The following is a 20,619-nucleotide window of genomic DNA, read 5'->3' on the forward strand; positions in this document are numbered from 1 at the left end:
CGTCATGAACCCTCAGGCGGGCGGCGGTTTCGCCGTGTACGAGGAGGCGCGGGAGCTGCTCGACTGGGGGTTCGGCGCGGCCGGTCGCGTCGCGGCCGTGGGCTCGCTGGACGCGCTGCGCGGCCGACCGCGGCCGGGCCCGGCCGCGGTGCCCGTGGCCGCCGCGACCGTGTCGGAACGCGGGCCCGACTGGACCCGGGCCGGGGTGATCGTCGGCGTGTCCGCACTCGGCGCGGGCGCGGTCGCCTTCGCCCTGCGCGCCAGGAACGGGCGGGCCGGGCGCGGCTGACCGGTCGGCAGCCACAGCAGCAGGCCGAGCGTGATCCAGGTGTACGTGTTGCTGCCGAGGAACCCGTCGACGCCGGACGCGTCGTCGAACCACAGCCACACCACGCTGGTGCACAGCACCGCGTACAGGGCGCCCGCCACGCGCGCGTGCCCGGCGCGCACCAGCACGGCGAAGGCCGGCAGCAGCCACACCAGATGGTGCACCCAGGTGATCGGGCTGATCAGACAGGCGGTCAGCCCGGTCAGCGCGAACGCCGCCGTCCAGTCACCCGCGGCGGCCGCCGCACGCGCGCGGACCGCCCAGACGCCGAGGGCCAGCAGGACCGCCACCGCCCAGGCCGCTCGGTCCGTCTCCCCCAGCCGCGCCAGAATCCCTTGCAGCGACTGGTTCGAGACGTAGTCCAGGCGCCCCACCCTCGTCGTGTCCCACATCGCCTGGGTCCAGTAGAAGCGGGAGGCCTCCGGGGCCACCCACACGGCCAGGGCAGTGGCCCCAGCGGCCACGGCCGTCGCGACGGCGGCGGCCCGGCGGCGCCCGGCCAGCAGCAGAAGGCCGATGAAGAGGGCGGGCGTGAGTTTGACGGCCGCCGCCAGACCGATGCCCCAACCCGCCCACCGGCCCCGGCCGCCCGCGAGCAGCCAGGCGTCCGTCAGCACCAGGGCCAGCAGCAGGAGGTTCACCTGGCCGAAGCTGAACGTGTCCCGCAGCGGTTCGAACAGGGCCAGCGCGCAGACGGCGAGGGCACAGCCGTACCAGCCGAAGCGCCTGAGCGGCCGTCCGCTCAGCACCCGCGCGACGACAGCCGTCGCCGTCGCGTTCAGCAGCACGGAACCCGCGATCGCGGCGGACAGCGGCAGCAACGCCATCGGCAGCATGGCGACGGCGGCGAAGGGCGGGTAGGTGAAGCCGTACGTCGTGCCGGGCATCCGGTAGTCGTAGATCCGCCCGCCGTGATGGACCCAGCTGTCCACGGTCCCGTAGTAGACGCGCAGGTCGAACCAGTCGCGCAGCAGCGGCACGGTCGCGGTGAACACGGTGACGGCGGTGGCGAGCGCGAGGAGCAGCAGCAGTCGGCCGCGGTCCGTGCGGGGCGGGTTCATGCCGTACGACCCCACGCCGGCGCCCGGTCCGTCTGGTGGGCCTGCCACAGGACGACCACGGCCAGGACGCCCCCGGAGACGGCCAGCACCAACTGGCCGGCGTCGGCGGGACCGCCGCTGGGCAGGGTGGCGAGCGCGAGGACACCGGTCACGGCCGCCACCCGGTGCCGTACCGAGGCGGTGGGTGCCGCGGCGGCGATGAGGAACAGGCCCCACAGGGCGTACCAGGGGCGTATCGCGGGGCCGAGGGCGGCCACGGTGGCGAGGCTCAGGCCGAGCGCGTACACCGGGCGTGGGCGCAGCCGCCACCATATGGCCGCCACGAGACCCGCGGTGAGGGCGATGCCGAGCGCGTGCCAGGCGGGGACGGCCAGAGGTGCCAGGTCGCTGCCGAGGTGTTCCAGGAGGGCGCCGGTGGCGCGGCCGAGGAGGCTGGTGAGGGCCCAGTTCTGGGGCGACACCGGTGTGCTGAGGGCGCGTATCCAGCCGTAGCCCGTCCCGGCGGCCGCCGTCGCGACGACCGTGGTGGCCGCCGCGGCGAGAGCGGTGGTCAGGACGGCCTTCGCCGGTCGGCGGCCGGCCCGGGTCTGGAGGACGACGACCGCGACCAGCCCGAGCACGGCGGGCGCCTTGACCAGCGCGGCGAGGGTGACGAGCACGGCGCCCACGACCGGCCACCGGCCCAGCGCCGCGACCAGGCCCGCGCCGAGCAGTCCGAGCATGATCGCGTCGTTGTGGGCGCCGGCGACCAGATGGAGCAGGACGAGCGGGTTGAGGGCGCCGAGCCAGAGCGCCGCGGCCGGGTCGGCGCCGCTGTGCCGGGCGAGCCGGGGCAGTGCCGCCGCCATCAGGGCCACGCCGGACAGCGCGACGAGCCGCATGCCGAAGAGGCCGGCGGGGAGTTCGCCGCGGGTGAGGCCGGCCAGCGCGGAGGCGACGGCGAGGAAGACCGGGCCGTACGGCGCCCCGGTGTGCCGCCAGATCGGGGCGACCTCGTCGGCGAGCGGACCGCCGAGCTGCGCGGGGCCGTGGGCGTACACGTCCATGTGGGCGTCGACCATGGCGCCCTGGGCGAGGTAGCTGTAGACGTCGCGGCTGAAGAGGGGCGGGGCGAGGAGGAGGGGTGCCGCCCAGAGCGCCAGGACGAGGAGCAGTTCGCGCGGAGTGGGCGACTCGGGGGTCCTGATCAGCCGGCCCAGCAAGGCCCAGGCCGCGATGAGCAGGACGACGCCGAAGTAGACGCCGATGAGGCCGACGGCGGCGTGTACGGAGGCCGGGCTGAGGAGGTCCCGCACGGGGAGGGCGCCGGCCGTTTCACCGCCTGCCGCGAGGACGGTGGTTCCGGCCAGGCCGAGTATTTGGCAGCGGCGTAGGTCGACCACGCTGGGAGCGTTTCGCTGCCAGGTGGCCGGAAATTGACGGGGGTGTGGCACACCTGTGTCAAGAAGACGCCCTAGAACACCGACAGGCCCGTCAGCGTCGTGAACCGGTCCAGCGCCGCCACTCCCGCCACCGAGTTGCCGCGTTCGTCGAGCCCCGGACTCCACACGCACAGCGTGCACCGCCCCGGCACCACCGCGATGATGCCGCCGCCGACTCCGCTCTTGCCCGGCAGGCCGACGCGGTAGGCGAAGTCGCCCGCCGCGTCGTACGTCCCGCAGGTCAGCATCACCGCGTTGACCTGCTTGGCCTGGCTGCGGGTGAGCAGCCGGGTGCCGTCGGCACGGATGCCGTGCCGGGCCAGGAAGCTGGTCGCCAGGGCCAGGTCGGCGCAGGAGGCCAGGAGGGAGCACTGCCGGAAGTACTGGTCGAGCAGGCCGGGCACGGGGTTGTCGATGTTGCCGTACGACGCCATGAAGTGGGCGAGGGCGGCGTTGCGGTCGCCGTGGGCCGACTCGGAGGCGGCGACCTCCTCGTCGAACTCCAGCCCGGGGTTGCCGCTCTCCGCGCGGAGGAACGCCAGCAGTTCGCCCGCCGCGTCTCCGGTACGGGTCAGCAGCCGGTCGGTGACGACGAGGGCGCCCGCGTTGATGAACGGGTTGCGCGGGATGCCGTTCTCGTACTCCAGCTGGACCAGGGAGTTGAAGGGGTTGCCGGAGGGCTCGCGGCCCACGTGCTCCCAGAGTTCGTCGCCCTCGCGGGCCAGGTCGAGGGCGAGGGTGAAGACCTTGGTGATGGACTGCGTGGAGAACGGCTGCCGCCAGTCCCCCACGCCGTACACCGTGCCGTCGAGCTCCGCGACGGCCATGCCGAAGCTGCGCGGGTCGCAGGCCGCGAGCGCCGGGATGTAGTCGGCGGGGCGGCCTCGTCCCGGGGTGCGCTCGATCTCCTCGGCGATGCGCTCCAGGACCGGCTCGAAGGTCAGGGACGAACTCATGATCACCATTGTGCCTCCGGGCCGGTCGGGACGCGCATCCGCACTGTTGTGGCTGATCAGGCCAGGGCCTGCCCGCTGCCCGCGACGACCTCGGGCCGCAGCAGATCGGCAAGGGTCTCGGCGGGCAACAGCCCCTTCTCCAGCACCAGTTCGGCCACGCCGCGGCCGGTGACGAGGGCCTCCTTGGCGATGTCGGTGGCGGCCTCGTACCCGATGTGCGGGTTGAGGGCGGTGACCAGACCGATGGAGTTCTCGACGCTCGCGCGCAGTTTCTCGGTGTTGGCGGTGATCCCGTCGACGCAGCGCTCGGCGAGGGTGCGGCAGGCGGCGCCCAGGTGCGTGATGCTCTCCGACAGGGAGTGCAGGATGATCGGCTCGAAGGCGTTGAGCTGGAGCTGTCCCGCCTCGGCGGCCATGGTGATGGCCACGTCGTTGCCGATCACCTCGAAGGCGACCTGGTTGACGACCTCGGGGATCACCGGGTTGACCTTGCCGGGCATGATCGACGAACCGGCCTGCACGGGCGGCAGGTTGATCTCCCCGAGCCCCGCACGCGGCCCCGACGACAGCAGCCGCAGATCATTGCAGCTCTTGCTCAGCTTGACGGCGATCCGCTTGAGTACACCGGACATCTGGACGAACGCCCCGCAGTCCTGGGTGGCTTCGACCAGGTTGGCGGCGGTGACGAGGGGCAGCCCGGTGAGGGCGGAGAGATGCCGCCGCGCGGCCTCGGCGTACCCGGCGGGAGCATTGAGCCCGGTCCCGATGGCAGTGGCACCCAAGTTGATCTCATGGATCAACTGGACGGCCTCGTCAAGACGGTTGCGATCCTCGTCAATCATGACGGCATACGCGGAGAACTCTTGACCGAGCGTCATGGGCACCGCGTCCTGCAACTGTGTACGGCCCATCTTGAGCACGTCACGGAACTCGACCGCCTTACGGGCGAACGAGTCCTGCAGTACAGCCATCGACTTGAGCAGTCCACGCACCGCGAAGACCGTCGCGATCTTGACTGCGGTCGGGTAGACGTCATTGGTGGACTGCCCCAGGTTGACGTCCTCGTTGGGGTGCAGGTGCTGGTACTCGCCCTTCGCGTACCCCAGCAGCTCCAACGCCCGGTTGGCCACGACCTCGTTGGCGTTCATGTTGGTCGAGGTCCCGGCCCCGCCCTGGATCACGTCGACGACGAACTGGTCGTGCAGCTTCCCGTCCCGGATCTCCCGGCAGGCCTCGACAATGGCAGCGGCCTTGCGCGGCTCCAGCAGCCCCAGCTCCTCATTGGCAAGAGCGGCGGCCTCCTTGACGGCGGCGAGGGCGTCGATGAGATGCGGGTAGCTGGAGATGGGCGTCCCGGTGATGGGAAAGTTCTCGGTGGCCCGCAGGGTGTGCACACCCCAGTAGGCATCGGCGGGGATGTCCCGGTACCCGAGGAGATCGTGCTCGGTGCGGGCGACGACGGAGGTCATGAGGTTCGGTTCCTCTTTCTGAGAGGGGTGAGGGTGAGTGTCTTGGGGGCGCGGGGAACTGCGCGACCAGCCACAACCGGCCCGCAGTCGCGATTCAACGAACGAGGCACATCCCTAGGCGCAGGCCGAAACCACAACGGGCTCCAGCGACCGAACCGGCCGCACACACCCCACCGGCTCCCCGCCCCCAAGAAGCGCCTCGCCCTGAAACTCGGTGAGCAGCTCCGGAGACACCCCGGCCCACGCCAACGCCGCCGCCGCCACAGGAACCCGCGCCCGATTCGCCCCGTCCGCGATCTTCACGGCAACCGCCCGCCCATCAGGCAACGCGGCAACCTGAACACCCTCGAACCCGTCCTTGGCGAGCAGCCCCGGCACGGCCCGCATCAGCGCGGCGACATCCCGCCCGGCCCCGGACGCCATCTCCGGATGCGCACGCATCGCCTCGGCGACCCGCGCCTCCGGCGTACCGGGCACGGCGGAGGCGATCCGCGAGACGGCACGGGCCAGCCCGTTCAGGGACACGGAGAACAGCGGAGCCCCGCACCCGTCCACCGTCACGCGTGCGATCCGCTGCCCGGTGAGGTCCTCGACGATCTCGGCGATGGCCTGCTGCAGCGGATGGGAGGGGTCGAGGTACCCGTCGAGCGGCCACCCGTTCAGCACGCAGGTGTACAGCATCGCCGCGTGCTTGCCGGAGCAGTTCTGGGCGAGCCGCGAGGCCGTACGCCCTTCCCGCACCCATGCGTCCCGCACGGCGGGACCGAAGGGCATGTCGGGAACGTTGCGCAGGGCGTCCTCGCCGACACCGGCCAGTTCGAGAATCCGCCGCGTCCCGGCGAGGTGCCGCTCCTCGCCGGAGTGGCTCGCGGCGGCCAGTGACAGCAGTTCGCCGTCGAGCGGCAGCCCCGCCCGCACCATGGCGACCGCCTGCACCGGCTTGAGCGCCGAGCGCGGATAGAACGCGGCCTCGATGTCGCCGAGCTGGAACTCGACGCGGCCGTCGGCACCGAGGACGACGACGGAACCGTAGTGGATGCCCTCCACGACCCCGCCGCGTATGAGGTGGGCGACGGGAGCGTGGAGGGGCTCGCGGATCAGGGGTGCGTCCGCGACGGAACTGCTGAACATAACTGCCTTCTCGGGAAGCGCCCCGCGGATCACGCGTGGCCGCCGGTGGAGGGGATGTCGCCGCTCACGTGAGGGGTCACGTGGCCGCGCGGGTGAGGTGGGTCTCGGCGCTCACGTGCGTGGTCACGCGTCGGCGCCTGCGGATTCGGATGTGGTCGCCGTACGGGCGACCCGGCCGCGGACGGCGAACCAGCCGGCGACCAGCGCCCCGACGATCAGCGGCAGACACAGCACGGTGGTGCGTCCGGCGCCGCCGTCGGCGTACATGAGGACCAGGACGGAGGCGAGGAAGGCCAGCGTCACGAGTTCGGTCCAGGGCGAGCCCGGCAGTCGGTAGCCGGGGCGGGACAGGTCGCCGCGCTGGGTCTTCTGCCAGAACACCAGGTGACAGATCATGATCATGCCCCAGGTGGCGAGGATGCCGATCGCGGCGAAGTTCAGCACGATCTCGAACGCGTCGGCGGGGACCACGAAGTTGAGGCCGACGCCGAGGACGCAGATGCCGCTGGTGAGCAGGATGCCGCCGTAGGGAACCTGGGTGCGGCTCATCACGCCGGTGAACTTGGGCGCGGAGCCGGACTTGGCCATGGAGCGCAGGATGCGGCCGGTGGAGTACAGGCCGGAGTTGAGCGAGGACATGGCCGCGGTGAGGACGACGAGGTTCATCACGCCGCCGGCCGCCGGGACGCCGATGTTGGAGAGCACGGTCACGAAAGGGCTCTCGCCGGAGGTGTACTTGTTCCACGGCAGCAGCATCGACAGCAGGACCACCGAGCCGACGTAGAACAGGCCGACGCGCCACATGATCGAGTTGATCGCCTTCGGCATGATCTTCTCGGGGTTCTCGGTCTCACCCGCGGCGACGCCGACGAGTTCGACGGAGGCGTAGGCGAAGACGACGCCCTGGATGATCAGCAGCATGGGCAGCAGGCCGTTGGGGAAGACGCCGCCGTTGTCGGTGATCAGGGACGGGCCGGGGGTGGAGCCGGCGACGTCGTGCTGGGTGACCAGCAGGAAGATGCCGATGCACATGAAGATCACCAGCGCGCTGACCTTGACGATCGCGAACCAGAACTCCAGCTCGCCGAAGATCTTGACGGAGATCAGGTTGACGGTCAGCACGACCGCCAGGGCGATCAACGCGATCACCCATTGCGGGATGTCGGAGAACATCCCCCAGTAGTGGGTGTAAGTAGCAACCGCGGTGATGTCGGCGATGCCGGTGGTGGCCCAGTTCAGGAAGTACATCCAGCCCGCGGTGTACGCGCCCTTCTCGCCCAGGAACTCCCTGGCGTACGACACGAAGGCGCCGGAGGACGGGCGGTACAGGACGAGTTCGCCGAGGGCGCGGACCACCAGGAAGGCGAAGATGCCGCAGACCGCGTAGGCGATGAACAGGGAGGGGCCGGCGTCGGCGAGGCGGCCGCCGGCGCCGAGGAAGAGGCCGGTGCCGATGGCACCGCCGATGGCGATCATGTTGACGTGCCGGTGCTTGAGGGACTTGCTGTATCCCTCGTCTCCCGCGTCGACATGGCCGGAACGTTTCTGCACACCATCGTGCAGGATCTGCTCGCTCACGCCTGGGGGTCGCCTTCCGTGGGGGTGTCCGTGCCCTTGCCAGGGGGACGCACGATGTCGGTGAGGGTGGTCTCGACGCGGTCGAGGTGGTGGGACATGGCCTCCACCGCGTCGTGTTCGGAACCGTCCAGCAGCGCTTCGACGATCGCCCGGTGCTCGCGGTTGGACTGCTCGCGGCGCCCGCCCAGCTCGTTGAGGAAGGCCGACTGACGCGCCAGTGCGTCCCGGATCTCCTCGATGACCCGGCGGAACACCGGATTCTGGGCGGCCTCGGCGACGGCCAGATGGAACAGTGTGTCCATCGCGACCCACGCGGTGGTGTCCGTCTCCCGCTCCATGCGGTCGAGCAGGTGCGCGAGGTGGTCGAGGTTCTCCGGGGTACGGCGCAGGGCCGCGTACCCGGCGACGGGGATCTCGACGTGCCGGCGCACCTCCAGCAGGTCGCTGGCCGCGTAGTCGCCGAAGGTGGGGTCCTCCACGGCGCTGGCGACCACGAAGGTGCCCTTGCCGGTCTTGGAGACGGTCAGCCCCATGGTCTGCAGCGCCCGCAGGGCTTCGCGCAGCACGGGGCGACTGATCTCCAGGGTGCGGCAGAGCTCGGCCTCGGAGGGGAGCTTGTCGCCGATGGCGTAGTCACCGCGCTCGATGGCGGCGCGCAGATGCGCCAGCACCGCTTCCATGGCGCTGACGCGCCGCGGGGGCTGTCCGGCTGTCCGGCTGTCTGACAGGTTCACGGGAGAGATACTCCGGGCGGCGGGAGGGTGCTGTCAAGGCGCCTGAAAGGAGATTTTCACGGGGCGTGTGAGGTGAATGCCCTCTCACGCCCCGTCGGGGCCGGTCAGCTGTCGAGAACGCCCGTGGCCAGCAGGCCGAAGAGCAGCACGCCGACGACGATCCGGTAGATCACGAACGCGTTGAAGGAGTGCTTCGCCACGAACTTCAGCAGCCAGGCGATGGAGGCGTAGGCGACGACGAAGGAGACGGCCGTGCCGACGGCCAGCGGGGCGGCGCCCGCGCCGGTGCCGAGGGCGTCCTTGAGCTCGTAGATGCCGGCGCCGGTCAGGGCGGGAATGCCGAGGAAGAAGGAGAGGCGGGTAGCGGCCACGCGGTCCAGGTCGAGCATGAGCGCGGTGGACATGGTGGCGCCGGAGCGGGAGAAGCCGGGGAAGAGCAGGGCGAGGATCTGGGAGCTGCCGACGAGCATCGCGTCCTTGAGCGTGGTGTCGTCCTCCCCACGCTTGTGGCGGCCCATCTGATCCGCCGCCCACATCACACCGCTGCCGACGAGCAGGGAGCCGGCGACCACCCACAGCGAGGCGAGCGGCCCCTCGATGAGCGGCTTGGCGGCGAGTCCCACCGCGACGATCGGGATGGTCGCGTAGATCACCCACCAGGCGAACTTGTAGTCGTGGTGGTACCGCTCCTCCTTGTCGCGCAGTCCGCGGAACCAGGCGGAGACGATCCGCACGATGTCCTTGCGGAAGTACACGAGCACCGCGGCGATCGCGCCGACCTGGATGACGGCCGAGAACCCGACGACGGCGTCGTCGTCGACGGGGATGTTCATGAGCCCCTCGGTGATCTTCAGATGACCGGTGGAGGAGACGGGCAGGAACTCGGTCACCCCCTCGACGGCTCCGAGGACGACGGCCTGACCGACGCTGATGACGCTCATGGGATCCAGTTCTTCCGGCGGGGAGGACGAGACAAGGCGGGCACAGTTTTACACCGCCTGGGCAAGCTCCACGCCCACGTAAGCCGCCCCCAGACCGGCGACCAGACTCGCGCCGACATTGGCGAGGGCGTACAGCCCCGCCCCGGTCTCGGCCAGCCGCAGGGTCTCGTACGAGAAGGTCGAGTACGTCGTCAGCGCCCCGCACAGTCCCGTGCCGAGCAGCAGCTGCACGTGCGCCCCCGCCGCTCCGGTGATCAGGCCCAGCAGCAGACAGCCGGTGACGTTGACGGCGAAGGTGCCCCAGGGGAAGACCGAGTCGTGGCGGGACTGGACCGCGCGGTCGGTGAGATAGCGCAGCGGGGCGCCGACCATGGCACCCGCGACGACCAGCAGCCAGTTCACAACGACCTCTTACCCTTCGTGCCCGTTTTGCCGGATTCTGGGCCCGGGTCGGCGCCGGCGTCGCGGCCGACGTACCGGATGACCTCGCAGTCGTCGAGGATGACCAGGCCCTCGGTGACGAGTTCGTCGAGCTGGGGCAGGAAGGCGCGGACCCGGTCCTCGGTGTCGACGATGACGACCGCGACGGGCAGGTCCTCGCTCAGGGACAGCAGCCGCGAGGTGTGGATCAGGGACGAGGCGCCGAAGCCCTCGATGCCGCGGAAGACGCTGGCGCCCGCGAGGCCCGCGGTGTGGGCGCGGTGCACGATCTCGCTGTAGAGGGGCTTGCGGTGCCAGGTGTCGTTCTCGCCGACGAACACGGTCACACGCAGGGCACTTCCGGTCAGCCTCGTCATGGCTGCCTCCGCTTCAGGACGCGGCGGGTGGCGGTCGCGGCGAGCCACACCGCGGTGAGGGCCGCGAGGAGGGTCGCGGCGAGGTAGGCCAGCCCCGTGCCGGGGTGGCCGGAGTCGACCAGTTTCCGGATGTCGACGGCGTACGTGGAGAAGGTCGTGAAGCCGCCGAGGACGCCGGTGCCGAAGAACGGGCGGACCAGCTTGCGGGCGGCCCATATGTCGGTGATGACGACCATGAACACGCCTATGACCGCGCAGCCGATCACATTGGTCCAGAAGGTCGCCCAGGGGAACCCGCCCGGCTGGTGGGGCCACCACAGGGAGAGCGCGTAGCGGGCCGTGGCGCCGAGGGCGCCGCCGAGCGCGACCACGGCCACGACGGACGCCTGGCCGCGCAGCACCGGCGGTCGTCGCGGGGTGGGAACGCGGAGGCTGTCGGTCTCCGGGGCTGTCATGGTCGTACGTCTCCCTGCCTGGCCGGCCTGATCATGGCCGGTCAACAGGGTAACGCCGGGGTCACTTACCGCTGGGCGGCTCGCACAGGGCGATGCCCCGCTCCCAGAGGCTGCCCAGGACCAGGTGGCCGGCCGCCTCGCAGACGCTGGTGACCATGCGGAAGCCGGAGTGGCGGCGGGCGAGGTGGTGGACGATCCCGCCGTGTTCGTCGACGGCGAGGACGCCGATCGTGCCGGAGGGGCGGAAAGGGGCGTGGACCGCCAGGCGGGCGGCGGAGCGGCGGGCGGCCGGGCCGGCGCGGTGCAGGAGGTCGAGCGGGGGGACGCGGGGGCCGGCCAGGGAGACCCAGATCGGTCCGTCGGGGCCGGCGCGCCAGAGGTTGTCGGGCATACCGGGGAGGTTCTCGGCGAAGGGTTCGGTGCGCCCCGCGTGCGGTCCGGTGAGCCAGTGGCGGGTGAGGCGGCGGGCGCCGGTCTCGGCGACGACGAGAAACGATTCGTCGGCGCTCAGGGCCAGTCCGTTGGCGAACTGGAGTCCCTCCGCGAGGACTTCGGGCCTTTCGCTGCCGGGCCCGAGGCGCAGCAGCCGGCCCGTGGCGGTGTGCTCGACGATGTCGCCGATCCACTGGTCGAGGGGGTAGCGGCGGCTGGAGACGGTGAAGCAGATGCTGCCGTCGGACAGGGCGACGGTGTTGCTGCAGAACCGCAGCCGCTCCCCCGCCACCGAGTCGGCGAGGATGCGTACGAGGCCGTCGGTGAGGTCGACGCGGAGCAGGCCGAGTTCGGCGTCGCACACCAACAGGTCGTCGTCGGCGAGGAGTTCGAGGCCGAGCGGCCTGCCGCCGGTCTCGGCGAGCACCTCGACGCGGGTCGTGGCCGGATCGGCGAGGCCGTCCAGGCGCAGGATGCGGCCGTCCGCCACACCGGTCAGCACGCGGCCCCGGCTGTCGGCGACGACGTCCTCGGGGCCCTGGCCGCCGATGGCGACGTACCGGTGCGGGACCAGCTTCTGTGCACGCTCCACGAACTACCGCCTCTCTCGCGCTGCTCTGTCTACCAGCCTTTCTCGAACATGCGGGCCACCTCGGCTATCCGCACCTCGTCGCGCCGGTAGTAGACCCGGCGGCGGATCCGCTTGGTGCGCAGCAGGCCGATGTCGGCGAGCAACTCCAGGTGGGTGTCGGCGACTTGGCGGCGCACGCCGAGTTTGGCGGCGACGGCCTCCGCGGTGACGCCGTCCTCGGCCGGGCAGCCGTGGTGCCGGCCCGGGAAGTGCGCGACCGGGTCCTTCAGCCACTCCAGGATGTCCAGCCGCCGCTGACTGACGGGAGTCCTCAGCATGTCGTCCCCCTCCGTTCGACCTCCTCGTACCGCGTGTTCCCACTGTCCCGCAGTCGACGCCGTCATGGATGGACTTCTCACACCTTGTCCGGTACCGAACGCACTTGCGAGAAAAGGCAGTTCGGAACTCACACAGCACAACACAGGGGCCCGGCCGCGTCTGCGCGGCCGGGCCCCTGTCGTACGGGGGACTACCGGTGGCTGAACCACGCCATCGCGGGCTGCGCCTTGTTGTCGTAGTCGAACAGGGCCTGGTTCTCCCAGCCGTTGCCGGAGGAGGAGTCGGTCGGGTCCCAGCCGTTGCCGGTGACCGCGGTCCAGGTCGACTCCCAGTAGAAGACGCCGAGGCCACGGCCGTTGGGGACGGCCTCCACGATGCTGGCGACGTCGTTCATCCAGCGGGTCTGGCCGGCGGTGGTGGCGGGGTAGCCGGAGACCAGCTCGCTGGAGAGGTCGATGATGTTCTCGTAGGAGTCGTCGCTGTCGAGACGGAAGGGGTAGGCCGTCTCGGCGACGAAGACCGGCTTGCCGTAGCGGGAGGCCGCGTCGTCCAGGGTCGTCTGGAAGTCGTAGAGCGAGCCGTGCCAGTAGCCGTAGTAGGACAGGCCGATGACGTCGAAGTTGACGCCGTTGGCGACCGCGTTGTCGAACCACCAGCGGGTGCCGGTCAGGTCGCCGCCCTTGGCGAGGTGCAGCGCCACCTGGGTGGAGGAGCTGACCGCCTTGACCGCGCTGTAGCCGGAGTTGAGCAGCCCGGCGAGCTGCGACCAGTTGTCGGTGGAGCCCGCGGACCACAGCATGCCGCCGTTGATCTCGTTGCCCACCTGGACCATGTCGGCCGTGGTGCCCTGCGCCTTCAGCGCGTTGAGGACGTCGTAGGTGTGGTTGTAGACGTCCGTCTTCAACTGGCTGTAGCTGTGGCCCGACCAGGCGGACGGCACGGTCTGGGCGCCCGGGTCGGCCCAGGTGTCTGAGTAGTGGAAGTCGACCAGCAGCTTCATGCCCTGCGCCTTGATGCGCTTGGCCATCGCCAGGACCTGGGTCTTGCCGTTGTAGCCGTCGGCCGCGTTGACCCAGACCTTGACGCGCGCGTAGTTCTGTCCGGCGGACTTGAGGATGGCGAGCGCGTCTCCGGTGGTGCCGGAGCTGGTCTTGTAGATGCCGCCCTTGGCCTCGCTCTTGGCGAGGGAGGAGACGTCTGAACCCTTGATCGACGTACTGGACGTACCGGACGCGAAGGTCAGGTCGTCAACATTGATCCAGTTGCCGGCGTTCGCGTCACTGTTGATGCTGATCGTGCACTGGTTGTTGGTCACGTTGACCGGCACGACGATGTGGAGCCAGCCGCTCGGGGAGACCGGCAGGTCGGTGCGCTGGTCGGTGCCGCCGCAGTTCTTCAGGGCTATGTAGGCGGAGTTCTGGCCGCCGCCGGAGCGGACCCACGCGGTGAGCTTGTAGTTCCCGTTGGTCAGCCCGGACAGGTACTGGTAGGTCTCCACCTTGTAGGCGGAGGACGAGTAGTGGGTGAGGCGGTAACTGCCGCCGTGGCCGCCGGACTCGGTGTAGGAGGCGGCGGTCGTGCCGTACTCGGACCAGCCGGTGGGGGCCGCCACGCCCGCGCCGTCGGACTCGAACCCGCCGTTGGTCAGCGTGCTCGCCGCCTGGGCGGTCTGTGCGGGCAGGGCGGTGAGGGCGAGCCCCGCGGTGAGCGGGAGGAGCAGGGCTCGCAGGGTGCGTCTGGGATGGAACATCTTCGTCCGTCGTCCCTTCGACATATGGGGTTGGGGGTGCCTTCGCCGGGGCGACGAAGGGGCCCCTCCACCCGCGGCTCGCGGCTCGCACGGGCGGAGGGGAGTCGATGGGGCCCCAGGGGCCCGCGCTCAGCCGTCGAGTCGTACGACCCGCACGGCGCCCGCCGGGACCTCGAGGCGGCCCGCGGCGCGTTCACCGGTCAGCAGCTCGGTGCCGGAGACCTCCAGCGGCACCTTGGCGTCCGCCCCGGTGTGGTTGATCGCGAAGACGTACGTGCCCGTCTCGCCGGTGCGGCGCACCACTTCGACGTCGCGGGGCAGGTCGGCGCGCGGCGCGATCCGGGCGTCCTCGGTGGCCCAGCCCAGCAGGGCGTCGAGGCCCTCGGCGCCGAGGCGGGTGGAGACGTACCAGGCGGAGCCCTGGCCGTAGCGGTGCCGGGTGACAGCCGGGTGGCCGGCGGTGAGGCCGTCGGCGTAGGTCCAGACGGTCTCGGCGCCGCGGGGGACGACGAACTCCGTCCAGACGTCGCCGCTGAGCTCGGAGCCGTCGGGGCCGGTGAGCCGCACCGACTGGTCCTTCAGCAGCGGCGAGAACTCCTCGATCGTCAGGCCGAGGACGTCGCGCAGCGGGCCGGGGTAGGCGCCCTCGTGCACGGCGTCGTGCTCGTCGACGATGCCGGAGAAGTACGACACGACGAGGGTGCCGCCGTTCTCGACGTACTCCCGGACGTTGTTCCCGGCCGCCTCGGTCATCAGGTAGAGGGCCGGTACGACGACAAGGGGATACCTCGACAAGTCGGCTTCGGGGTGGGCGAAGTCGACCGTGAGGTGGCGGTCGTAGAGCGTCTCGTAGAAGGCGTCGGCGCGTTCGCGGGCGTCGTGGTCCTCGCTGGGGCGCCAGTCCAGGCTCTGCGCCCACCAGGAGTGCCAGTCCCACAGGACGGCGACGTCGGCCTCGGTGCGGGTGCCGCGGATCGTGCTCAACGAGTCGAGGGAGGCGCCGAGTTCGACGACCTCGCGCCACACGCGCGTGTCGGTGCCGCCGTGCGGGAGCATCGAGGAGTGGAACTTCTCGGCGCCGCGCCGGGACTGGCGCCACTGGAAGAACATGGCTCCCTCGGAGCCGCGGGCCACGTGGGCGAGGGAGTTGCGGGCCATCTGGCCGGGTGCCTTGGCGGGGTTGCGGGCCTGCCAGTTGACGCCCGAGGTGGAGTGCTCCAGGAGGATCCAGTGCGCTCCCCCGGCGACCGAGCGGGTGAGGTCGGCGGCCATCGCGAGGTTGACGTGGGTGCGGCGGCCGTCGGTGATCAGGTAGTGGTCGTTGGTGACGATGTCGACCTCGCGGCCCCAGGCCCAGTAGTCGACGGAGTCGCACTGGCTGAGGGCGGTCATGAAGTTGGTCGTCACCGGGATGCCGGGGGCGAGGCGGTGCAGGATGTCCCGCTCCATACGGAAGTTCTCGCGCATGGTGGCGTCGGCGAAGCGCTTGTAGTCCAGTGCCTGGGCCGGGTTGCCGACGGTGGGGCTCAGGCGCGGCGGGTTGATGTCCTCGAAACCGCCGTAGCGCTGGCCCCAGAACGCCGTGCCCCAGGCCTCGTTGACGGCGTCGACCGTGCCGTACGTCGACTCCAGCCAGCGGCGGAAGTGGGCGGCGCAGGAGTCGCAGTAGCAGGCCGAGACGGGGACGCCGTACTCGTTGTGGACGTGCCACATCGCGAGCGCCGGGTGGTCGGCGTACCGCTCGGCGAGCCGGGTGGTGATGTTCGCGGCGGCGGCGCGGTAGTCGGCGTTGCTGTGGCAGATCGCGCCCCGGGAGCCGAACTCGTAGCGCACGCCCTCCGCGGTCACCGGCAGCGCGTCGGGGTGGGCCCGGTAGAACCAGACCGGGGGCACCACGGTGGGGGTGCCGAGGTCGACGCGGATGCCGTTCTCGTGCAGCAGATCGAACAGGCGATCGAGCCAGCCGAAGTCGTACACCCCGGGTGAGGGCTCCAGGAGCGCCCAGGAGAAAATTCCGGCACTCACCATGGTGACGCCGGCCTCGCGCATCAGGCGGACGTCCTCCTGCCAGACGCTTTCCGGCCACTGCTCGGGGTTGTAGTCCCCACCGAAGGCGAGCCTGGCGAGGCCCTTGGGGCTGGTCTCCGGCATGGATCTCTCCCGTTAAATCGATCATTTGGGAACGTGCACACACTTGATCAGTGGTGCGAGCCCAACATAACCGCACAGCAACAACCATTGACAAGTGTCCGGGATGTTTCTCTACTGTGAACGCTCACAGAAGCACCGCGAGCGAGCCGAAGGGGCGCGCCGCGAAAAAGAAGGTGCAGGTTCTCGCACCAGGCGGGAACCCAGGTCAGGGGAGAGATCCATGCCCATCACGAAGCGCAGCCGGCTCAGCAGAGTGGCAGCATCCACCGTCGCCGTCGCCCTCGGCGCCACCGCGCTCGCCGCCTGTGGTTCGGACGACGACGACGCGAAGACCGAATCAGGGCCGGTCTCGCTGACGTACTGGACCTGGACCCCCGGTATGGACAAGGTCGTCGACCTCTGGAACAAGGGCCAGGGCAAGAAGGACCAGATCACCGTCACGGTGAAGAAGCAGGCGTCCGGCGACACGCTGGTCACCAAGATCCTCACCGCGCACAAGGCCGGCAAGGCGCCCGACCTGGTCCAGGCCGAGTACCAGGCGCTGCCCACGCTGGTCAGCAACGACGCCCTCGCCGACATCTCGAAGAACGTCGGCGACGCGAAGGGCAAGTTCGCCGAGGGCGTCTGGCAGCAGACCACGCTCGGCACGGACGCCGTGTACGCGGTCCCGCAGGACATCGGCCCGATGATGTTCTACTACCGCGAGGACCTCTTCAAGAAGTACGGCCTGACCGTCCCGACCACCTGGGACGAGTTCGCCGAGACGGCCCGCGCGCTGAAGAAGAAGTCCCCCGACACGGACCTCACGACCTTCTCCGCCAACGACTCCGGCCTCTTCGCGGGCCTGGCCCAGCAGGCCGGCGCCAAGTGGTGGACCACCGAGGGCGACAAGTGGAAGGTCGGCATCAACGACGCGGCCACCAAGAAGGTCGCCGACTTCTGGGGCGGCCTCGTCAAGGAGGGCGCCGTCGACAACCAGCCGATGTACACGCCGGCCTGGAACAAGGCGCTCAACACCGGCAAGCAGATCGCCTGGGTCTCCGCCGTGTGGGCGCCGGGCACGCTGACCACGGCCGCGCCCGACACCAAGGGCAAGTGGGCCATGGCCCCGCTCCCCCAGTGGACCGCGGGTGAGAACAAGACCGGCAGCTGGGGCGGCTCCTCCACCGGCGTCACCACGGACTCCAAGCACCAGGAGGCCGCCGCGAAGTTCGCCGCCTGGCTGAACACCGACGACCAGGCCCTGACCGCGCTGGCCAAGGAGAGCGGCATCTACCCGGCCGCCACCAACGCCCAGACCTCGGGCGCCTTCGCGCAGGCCCCGGAGTACTTCTCGAACCAGGCCGACTTCTACACCAAGGCCGCCGAGATCGCGAAGACCACGGCGCCCTCCGCCTGGGGCCCGAACGTGAACGTGGCCTACACGGCCTTCAACGACGCCTTCGGTGCCGCCGCCAAGAACAAGTCGGACTTCGCCGCCGCCCTGGACAAGATGCAGGACGCCACCGTCGCCGACCTCAAGAAGCAGGGCTTCGGGGTCTCCGAGTGACGAGCGCACGCCGGAAGTCGTACGGGGTCAAGGGGGCCCCGTACGCTTTCCTCATCCCCGCCACGGTCCTGTTCCTCGTCTTCTTCGCGCTGCCCATCGGATACGCGGTCTGGCTCAGCTTCCGCAAGGTGCACGTCTCCGGCCTCGGCCTCGGGAAGGGCGCCCGCGAGGAGGTCTGGGCCGGCCTGTCCAACTACACGGCCGCCCTCCAGGACAGCGAGTTGCTGCACGGCGCCCTGCGCGTCCTCGGCTACGGCTGCATCGTCGTCCCCGTGATGCTGGGCCTCGCCCTGCTCTTCGCGCTGATGCTCGACAGCGACAAGGTCCGGTTCACCCCCTTCACCCGCCTCGCGATCTTCCTGCCGTACGCCATCCCCGGCGTCGTGGCGGCCATGCTGTGGGGCTTCCTGTACCTGCCGGACGTCAGCCCGTTCTACTACGTGCTGGACAAGCTCGGTCTGCCGCAGCCGGACCTGCTCAGCGGCGGTCCGCTCTACCTCGCCCTGTCGAACATCGCGGTGTGGGGCGGCACCGGCTTCAACATGATCGTCATCTACACCGCGCTCCAGGCCATCCCGGCCGAGGTGTACGAGGCGGCGAAGCTGGACGGGGCCACCCCGAGCCAGATCGCACTGAGGATCAAGATCCCGATGGTGGCGCCCTCGCTGGTGCTGACCTTCTTCTTCTCGATCATCGCCACGCTCCAGGTGTACAACGAGCCGACCACCCTCAAGCCCCTCACCAACTCGGTGTCCACGACGTGGAGCCCGTTGATGAAGGTCTACCGGGACGCGTTCGGCACCAACGACATCTACGCGGCGGCCGCCCAGGCCGTGATCATCGCGCTCGCCACACTGCTGCTGTCCTTCGGGTTCCTGCGGGCCGCGAACCGTCGTCAGAAGCAGGAGGCAGCACGATGAGTTCTCTTGCCGTCCGCAAGACCGAGCCGGCGGCGGGCACCACGCCCGGCGCCGCCCAGGGCCCGCCCCTGCGCCGCCGGATCGCGCTCGTCCCGACGCTCACCCTGCTGATCGGCGCGCTGTACACGCTGCTGCCGGTCGCCTGGGTGGTCATCGCGTCGACCAAGTCCGGCGAGGAGCTGTTCTCGACCTTCACCTTCCTGCCGGGCTCGGGCTTCGTCGACAACCTCAAGGACCTCAACGCCTACCGCGACGGCGTCTACTGGCAGTGGATGGGCAACTCCGCCTTCTACGCCGGGCTGGGCGCGCTGCTGTCCACGGTGGTGTCGGCGTTCAGCGGCTACGCGTTGGCGATCTACCGCTTCCGCGGCCGCGAGACGATGTTCAACGTGCTGCTCGCGGGTGTGCTGATGCCGCCGGTCATCCTGGCCGTGCCGCAGTATCTGCTGCTGGCGCAGGCCGACTTGACGGACTCGTACCTGTCCGTGCTGCTGCCGCAGATCCTCTCGCCGTACGGCGTCTACCTCGCCCGTATCTACGCCCAGGCCGCGGTGCCCGCGGACGTGGTGGAGGCCGGGCGGATGGACGGGGCGAGCGAGTGGCGGATCTTCAGCCGGGTCGCGCTGCCGATGATGGTCCCGGGCATGGTCACGGTGTTCCTGTTCCAGTTCGTGGCGATCTGGAACAACTTCCTTCTGCCGTACATCATGCTGAGCGACGACGAGAAGTTCCCGATCACGCTCGGTCTGTACACGCTCCTGGAGCAGGGCGCCAACACCCCGGCCCTGTACACCCTGGTGATCACCGGAGCGTTCCTCGCGGTGTTCCCGCTGATCGCGCTCTTCCTGGTCATCCAGCGGTTCTGGAGCCTCGATCTGCTGTCCGGGGCCGTAAAGTCATGACCATGAACAATGCGGGGGGTCGGCGCAAACCGCCGACGATCCACGACGTGGCGCGCGAGGCGGGGGTCTCACGAGGCACCGTCTCGCGGGTGCTCAACGGCGGGCACTACGTCAGCCCGGCCGCCCAGGAAGCGGTCAACGCCGCGATCCGCAAGACGGGTTACGTCGTCAACCGCCACGCCCGCTCGCTGATCACCGGACGCTCGGACTCCATCGGCTTCCTGCTGACGGAGCCTCAGGAGCGGTTCTTCGAGGACCCGAACTTCAACGTCCTGCTCAGCAGCTGCACCCAGGCGCTGGCGGCGCACGACATCCCGCTGCTGCTGATGCTGGCGGGCACGAAAGACGAACGGCGGCGCATAACGCGGTACATCACCGCCGGTCACGTCGACGGGGTGCTGCTGGTCTCCAGCCACTCCGGCGACCCGGTCGCCGAGGAGCTGCGCGAGGCGGGCGTACCGCTCGTGCAGTGCGGCAAGCCGATGGGGCCCGGCGCCAGGGTGAGTTACGTGGCCGCGGACGACCGGGACGGTGCCCGTGACATGGTGCGCCATCTGCTGTCGCTGGGGCGGCGCCGGATCGCCATGGTCAGCGGCCCGCTGGACACCCCGGGCGGTGTGGACCGGCTCGCCGGGTACAAGGAGGTGCTCACGGACGCGGGGATCGCGATCGACGAGCGGCTCATCGTCTCCGGCGACTACAGCCGGGCGAGCGGTGAGGCGGGGGCCGAGCGGCTGCTGGCGCAGGCCCCCGACCTGGACGCCGTGTTCGTGGCCTCCGACCTGATGGCCCAGGGCGCGCTGGCCGCGCTGGCCAGGGCGGGCCGCCGGGTCCCCGAGGACGTGTCCGTGGGCGGCTTCGACGACTCCGTCGCCGCGCTGGAGGCCACCCCGGCCCTCACCACGATCCGCCAGCCCTACGACCGGATCAGCGCCGAGATGGTGCGGGTGCTGTTGGCGCAGATCAACGGCGAGGACCCGATGGCGGTGATCCTTCCGACCGAGCTGGTGAAGCGCGACTCGACCTGAGGGTGTTCGCCTCGGGCACGGGCGCGTCGCCGGCTTTCGGCCGGGGGCGCGCCCTTCGTCGTACGGCCGCCCGTGCCGTCCCGGGAAGCGGTCAGGATCGGAGAAG

19 protein-coding genes are annotated in these 20,619 nt (G+C 70.3%); 4 read left to right on the top strand and 15 right to left on the bottom strand.

Translation table 11 applies throughout. From position 1 onward, the window contains the following. Nucleotides 1-12 precede the first annotated feature (12 nt). The 15 genes from IQ210_RS05160 to IQ210_RS05230 all read right to left on the bottom strand — a co-directional run bounded on the left by IQ210_RS05160 (nt 13) and on the right by IQ210_RS05230 (nt 16,114). The gene (locus tag IQ210_RS05160; RefSeq protein WP_194077494.1) at nt 13-1,389 is read right to left on the bottom strand and encodes a glycosyltransferase 87 family protein; all 1,377 of its coding nucleotides are present in this window, start codon (nt 1,387-1,389) and stop codon (nt 13-15) included. Then, nucleotides 1,386-2,771, bottom strand: coding sequence for a polyprenol phosphomannose-dependent alpha 1,6 mannosyltransferase MptB (gene mptB, locus IQ210_RS05165; protein WP_194077497.1), 1,386 nt, complete (start codon nt 2,769-2,771; stop codon nt 1,386-1,388). Before mptB ends, IQ210_RS05160 begins: the two co-directional genes overlap by 4 nt. 71 nt (nt 2,772-2,842) lie before the next feature. Then, nucleotides 2,843-3,775: a glutaminase gene (locus tag IQ210_RS05170; protein ID WP_194077499.1), complete on the bottom strand. Its 933-nt coding sequence runs from the start codon at nt 3,773-3,775 to the stop codon at nt 2,843-2,845. Between the two features lie 47 nt (nt 3,776-3,822). After that, nucleotides 3,823-5,235 carry an aspartate ammonia-lyase gene (gene aspA / locus IQ210_RS05175; protein WP_194077501.1) on the bottom strand — a complete coding sequence of 471 codons (1,413 nt, stop codon included), beginning with the start codon at nt 5,233-5,235 and terminating at the stop codon, nt 3,823-3,825. A gap of 114 nt (nt 5,236-5,349) precedes the next feature. After that, the gene (locus IQ210_RS05180) at nt 5,350-6,366 is read right to left on the bottom strand and encodes an asparaginase (RefSeq protein WP_194077502.1); all 1,017 of its coding nucleotides are present in this window, start codon (nt 6,364-6,366) and stop codon (nt 5,350-5,352) included. A gap of 123 nt (nt 6,367-6,489) precedes the next feature. After that, nucleotides 6,490-7,944, bottom strand: a complete 1,455-nt coding sequence (locus tag IQ210_RS05185; protein ID WP_194077503.1) for an amino acid permease — start codon at nt 7,942-7,944, stop codon at nt 6,490-6,492. Next, on the bottom strand, nt 7,941-8,624 hold the full coding sequence (locus tag IQ210_RS05190) for a FadR/GntR family transcriptional regulator (RefSeq protein WP_194078178.1): 684 nt from the start codon (nt 8,622-8,624) through the stop codon (nt 7,941-7,943). The genes IQ210_RS05185 and IQ210_RS05190 overlap by 4 nt, the downstream gene beginning before the upstream one ends. Nucleotides 8,625-8,782: 158 nt before the next feature. Continuing rightward, nucleotides 8,783-9,619, bottom strand: a complete 837-nt coding sequence (locus tag IQ210_RS05195) for an undecaprenyl-diphosphate phosphatase (protein ID WP_194077504.1) — start codon at nt 9,617-9,619, stop codon at nt 8,783-8,785. A 48-nt stretch (nt 9,620-9,667) separates the two neighbouring features. Further along, a complete protein-coding gene (locus IQ210_RS05200) occupies nt 9,668-10,021 on the bottom strand; it encodes a fluoride efflux transporter FluC (RefSeq protein WP_194077505.1) in 354 nt (117 codons plus the stop codon). Further along, entirely contained in the window at nt 10,018-10,416 is a 399-nt protein-coding gene (locus IQ210_RS05205; protein WP_194077506.1) for a DUF190 domain-containing protein, read from the bottom strand. Before IQ210_RS05205 ends, IQ210_RS05200 begins: the two co-directional genes overlap by 4 nt. Beyond that, nucleotides 10,413-10,871: a fluoride efflux transporter CrcB gene (gene crcB / locus IQ210_RS05210; RefSeq protein WP_194077507.1), complete on the bottom strand. Its 459-nt coding sequence runs from the start codon at nt 10,869-10,871 to the stop codon at nt 10,413-10,415. The genes IQ210_RS05205 and crcB overlap by 4 nt, the downstream gene beginning before the upstream one ends. Before the next feature lie 61 nt (nt 10,872-10,932). Further along, complete coding sequence (locus IQ210_RS05215; protein ID WP_194077509.1) at nt 10,933-11,895, bottom strand: SMP-30/gluconolactonase/LRE family protein; 963 nt, start codon at nt 11,893-11,895, stop codon at nt 10,933-10,935. 29 nt (nt 11,896-11,924) lie between these two features. Further along, the gene (locus IQ210_RS05220; RefSeq protein ID WP_194077511.1) at nt 11,925-12,212 is read right to left on the bottom strand and encodes a helix-turn-helix domain-containing protein; all 288 of its coding nucleotides are present in this window, start codon (nt 12,210-12,212) and stop codon (nt 11,925-11,927) included. A gap of 191 nt (nt 12,213-12,403) precedes the next feature. Continuing rightward, on the bottom strand, nt 12,404-13,963 hold the full coding sequence (locus tag IQ210_RS05225; protein ID WP_194077513.1) for a glycosyl hydrolase 53 family protein: 1,560 nt from the start codon (nt 13,961-13,963) through the stop codon (nt 12,404-12,406). A gap of 129 nt (nt 13,964-14,092) precedes the next feature. After that, the gene (locus IQ210_RS05230; protein WP_194077515.1) at nt 14,093-16,114 is read right to left on the bottom strand and encodes a beta-galactosidase; all 2,022 of its coding nucleotides are present in this window, start codon (nt 16,112-16,114) and stop codon (nt 14,093-14,095) included. Nucleotides 16,115-16,334: 220 nt separating this feature from the next. Here IQ210_RS05230 and IQ210_RS05235 point away from each other — a divergent pair, with 220 nt between their 5' ends. Genes IQ210_RS05235 through IQ210_RS05250 form a run of 4 tightly spaced genes read left to right on the top strand, consistent with a single transcriptional unit; the run spans nt 16,335 to nt 20,513 of the window. Next, the gene (locus IQ210_RS05235) at nt 16,335-17,663 is read left to right on the top strand and encodes an ABC transporter substrate-binding protein (RefSeq protein ID WP_194077525.1); all 1,329 of its coding nucleotides are present in this window, start codon (nt 16,335-16,337) and stop codon (nt 17,661-17,663) included. Continuing rightward, nucleotides 17,660-18,583, top strand: a complete 924-nt coding sequence (locus IQ210_RS05240; protein WP_194077527.1) for a carbohydrate ABC transporter permease — start codon at nt 17,660-17,662, stop codon at nt 18,581-18,583. Before IQ210_RS05235 ends, IQ210_RS05240 begins: the two co-directional genes overlap by 4 nt. Further along, nucleotides 18,580-19,485, top strand: coding sequence for a carbohydrate ABC transporter permease (locus tag IQ210_RS05245; protein WP_194077529.1), 906 nt, complete (start codon nt 18,580-18,582; stop codon nt 19,483-19,485). Before IQ210_RS05240 ends, IQ210_RS05245 begins: the two co-directional genes overlap by 4 nt. Continuing rightward, complete coding sequence (locus IQ210_RS05250) at nt 19,482-20,513, top strand: LacI family DNA-binding transcriptional regulator (protein WP_194077531.1); 1,032 nt, start codon at nt 19,482-19,484, stop codon at nt 20,511-20,513. The genes IQ210_RS05245 and IQ210_RS05250 overlap by 4 nt, the downstream gene beginning before the upstream one ends. Nucleotides 20,514-20,619: the final 106 nt, after the last annotated feature.

Origin of the sequence: Streptomyces justiciae (genome assembly GCF_015163075.1) — a bacterium.
In the GTDB taxonomy this organism is placed as follows: domain Bacteria; phylum Actinomycetota; class Actinomycetes; order Streptomycetales; family Streptomycetaceae; genus Streptomyces; species Streptomyces justiciae.

What these genes read in the sequence shown, in the direction of transcription:
- IQ210_RS05160 (WP_194077494.1), bottom strand. Translation starts at nt 1,389, where the DNA reads ATGAACCCGCCCCGCACGGACCGCGGCCGACTGCTGCTGCTCCTCGCG.
- IQ210_RS05170 (WP_194077499.1), bottom strand. Translation starts at nt 3,775, where the DNA reads ATGGTGATCATGAGTTCGTCCCTGACCTTCGAGCCGGTCCTGGAGCGC.
- aspA (WP_194077501.1), bottom strand. Translation starts at nt 5,235, where the DNA reads ATGACCTCCGTCGTCGCCCGCACCGAGCACGATCTCCTCGGGTACCGG.
- IQ210_RS05180 (WP_194077502.1), bottom strand. Translation starts at nt 6,366, where the DNA reads ATGTTCAGCAGTTCCGTCGCGGACGCACCCCTGATCCGCGAGCCCCTC.
- IQ210_RS05190 (WP_194078178.1), bottom strand. Translation starts at nt 8,624, where the DNA reads ATGGAAGCGGTGCTGGCGCATCTGCGCGCCGCCATCGAGCGCGGTGAC.
- IQ210_RS05195 (WP_194077504.1), bottom strand. Translation starts at nt 9,619, where the DNA reads ATGAGCGTCATCAGCGTCGGTCAGGCCGTCGTCCTCGGAGCCGTCGAG.
- IQ210_RS05205 (WP_194077506.1), bottom strand. Translation starts at nt 10,416, where the DNA reads ATGACGAGGCTGACCGGAAGTGCCCTGCGTGTGACCGTGTTCGTCGGC.
- crcB (WP_194077507.1), bottom strand. Translation starts at nt 10,871, where the DNA reads ATGACAGCCCCGGAGACCGACAGCCTCCGCGTTCCCACCCCGCGACGA.
- IQ210_RS05220 (WP_194077511.1), bottom strand. Translation starts at nt 12,212, where the DNA reads ATGCTGAGGACTCCCGTCAGTCAGCGGCGGCTGGACATCCTGGAGTGG.
- IQ210_RS05225 (WP_194077513.1), bottom strand. Translation starts at nt 13,963, where the DNA reads ATGTTCCATCCCAGACGCACCCTGCGAGCCCTGCTCCTCCCGCTCACC.
- IQ210_RS05230 (WP_194077515.1), bottom strand. Translation starts at nt 16,114, where the DNA reads ATGCCGGAGACCAGCCCCAAGGGCCTCGCCAGGCTCGCCTTCGGTGGG.
- IQ210_RS05235 (WP_194077525.1), top strand. Translation starts at nt 16,335, where the DNA reads ATGCCCATCACGAAGCGCAGCCGGCTCAGCAGAGTGGCAGCATCCACC.
- IQ210_RS05245 (WP_194077529.1), top strand. Translation starts at nt 18,580, where the DNA reads ATGAGTTCTCTTGCCGTCCGCAAGACCGAGCCGGCGGCGGGCACCACG.
- IQ210_RS05250 (WP_194077531.1), top strand. Translation starts at nt 19,482, where the DNA reads ATGACCATGAACAATGCGGGGGGTCGGCGCAAACCGCCGACGATCCAC.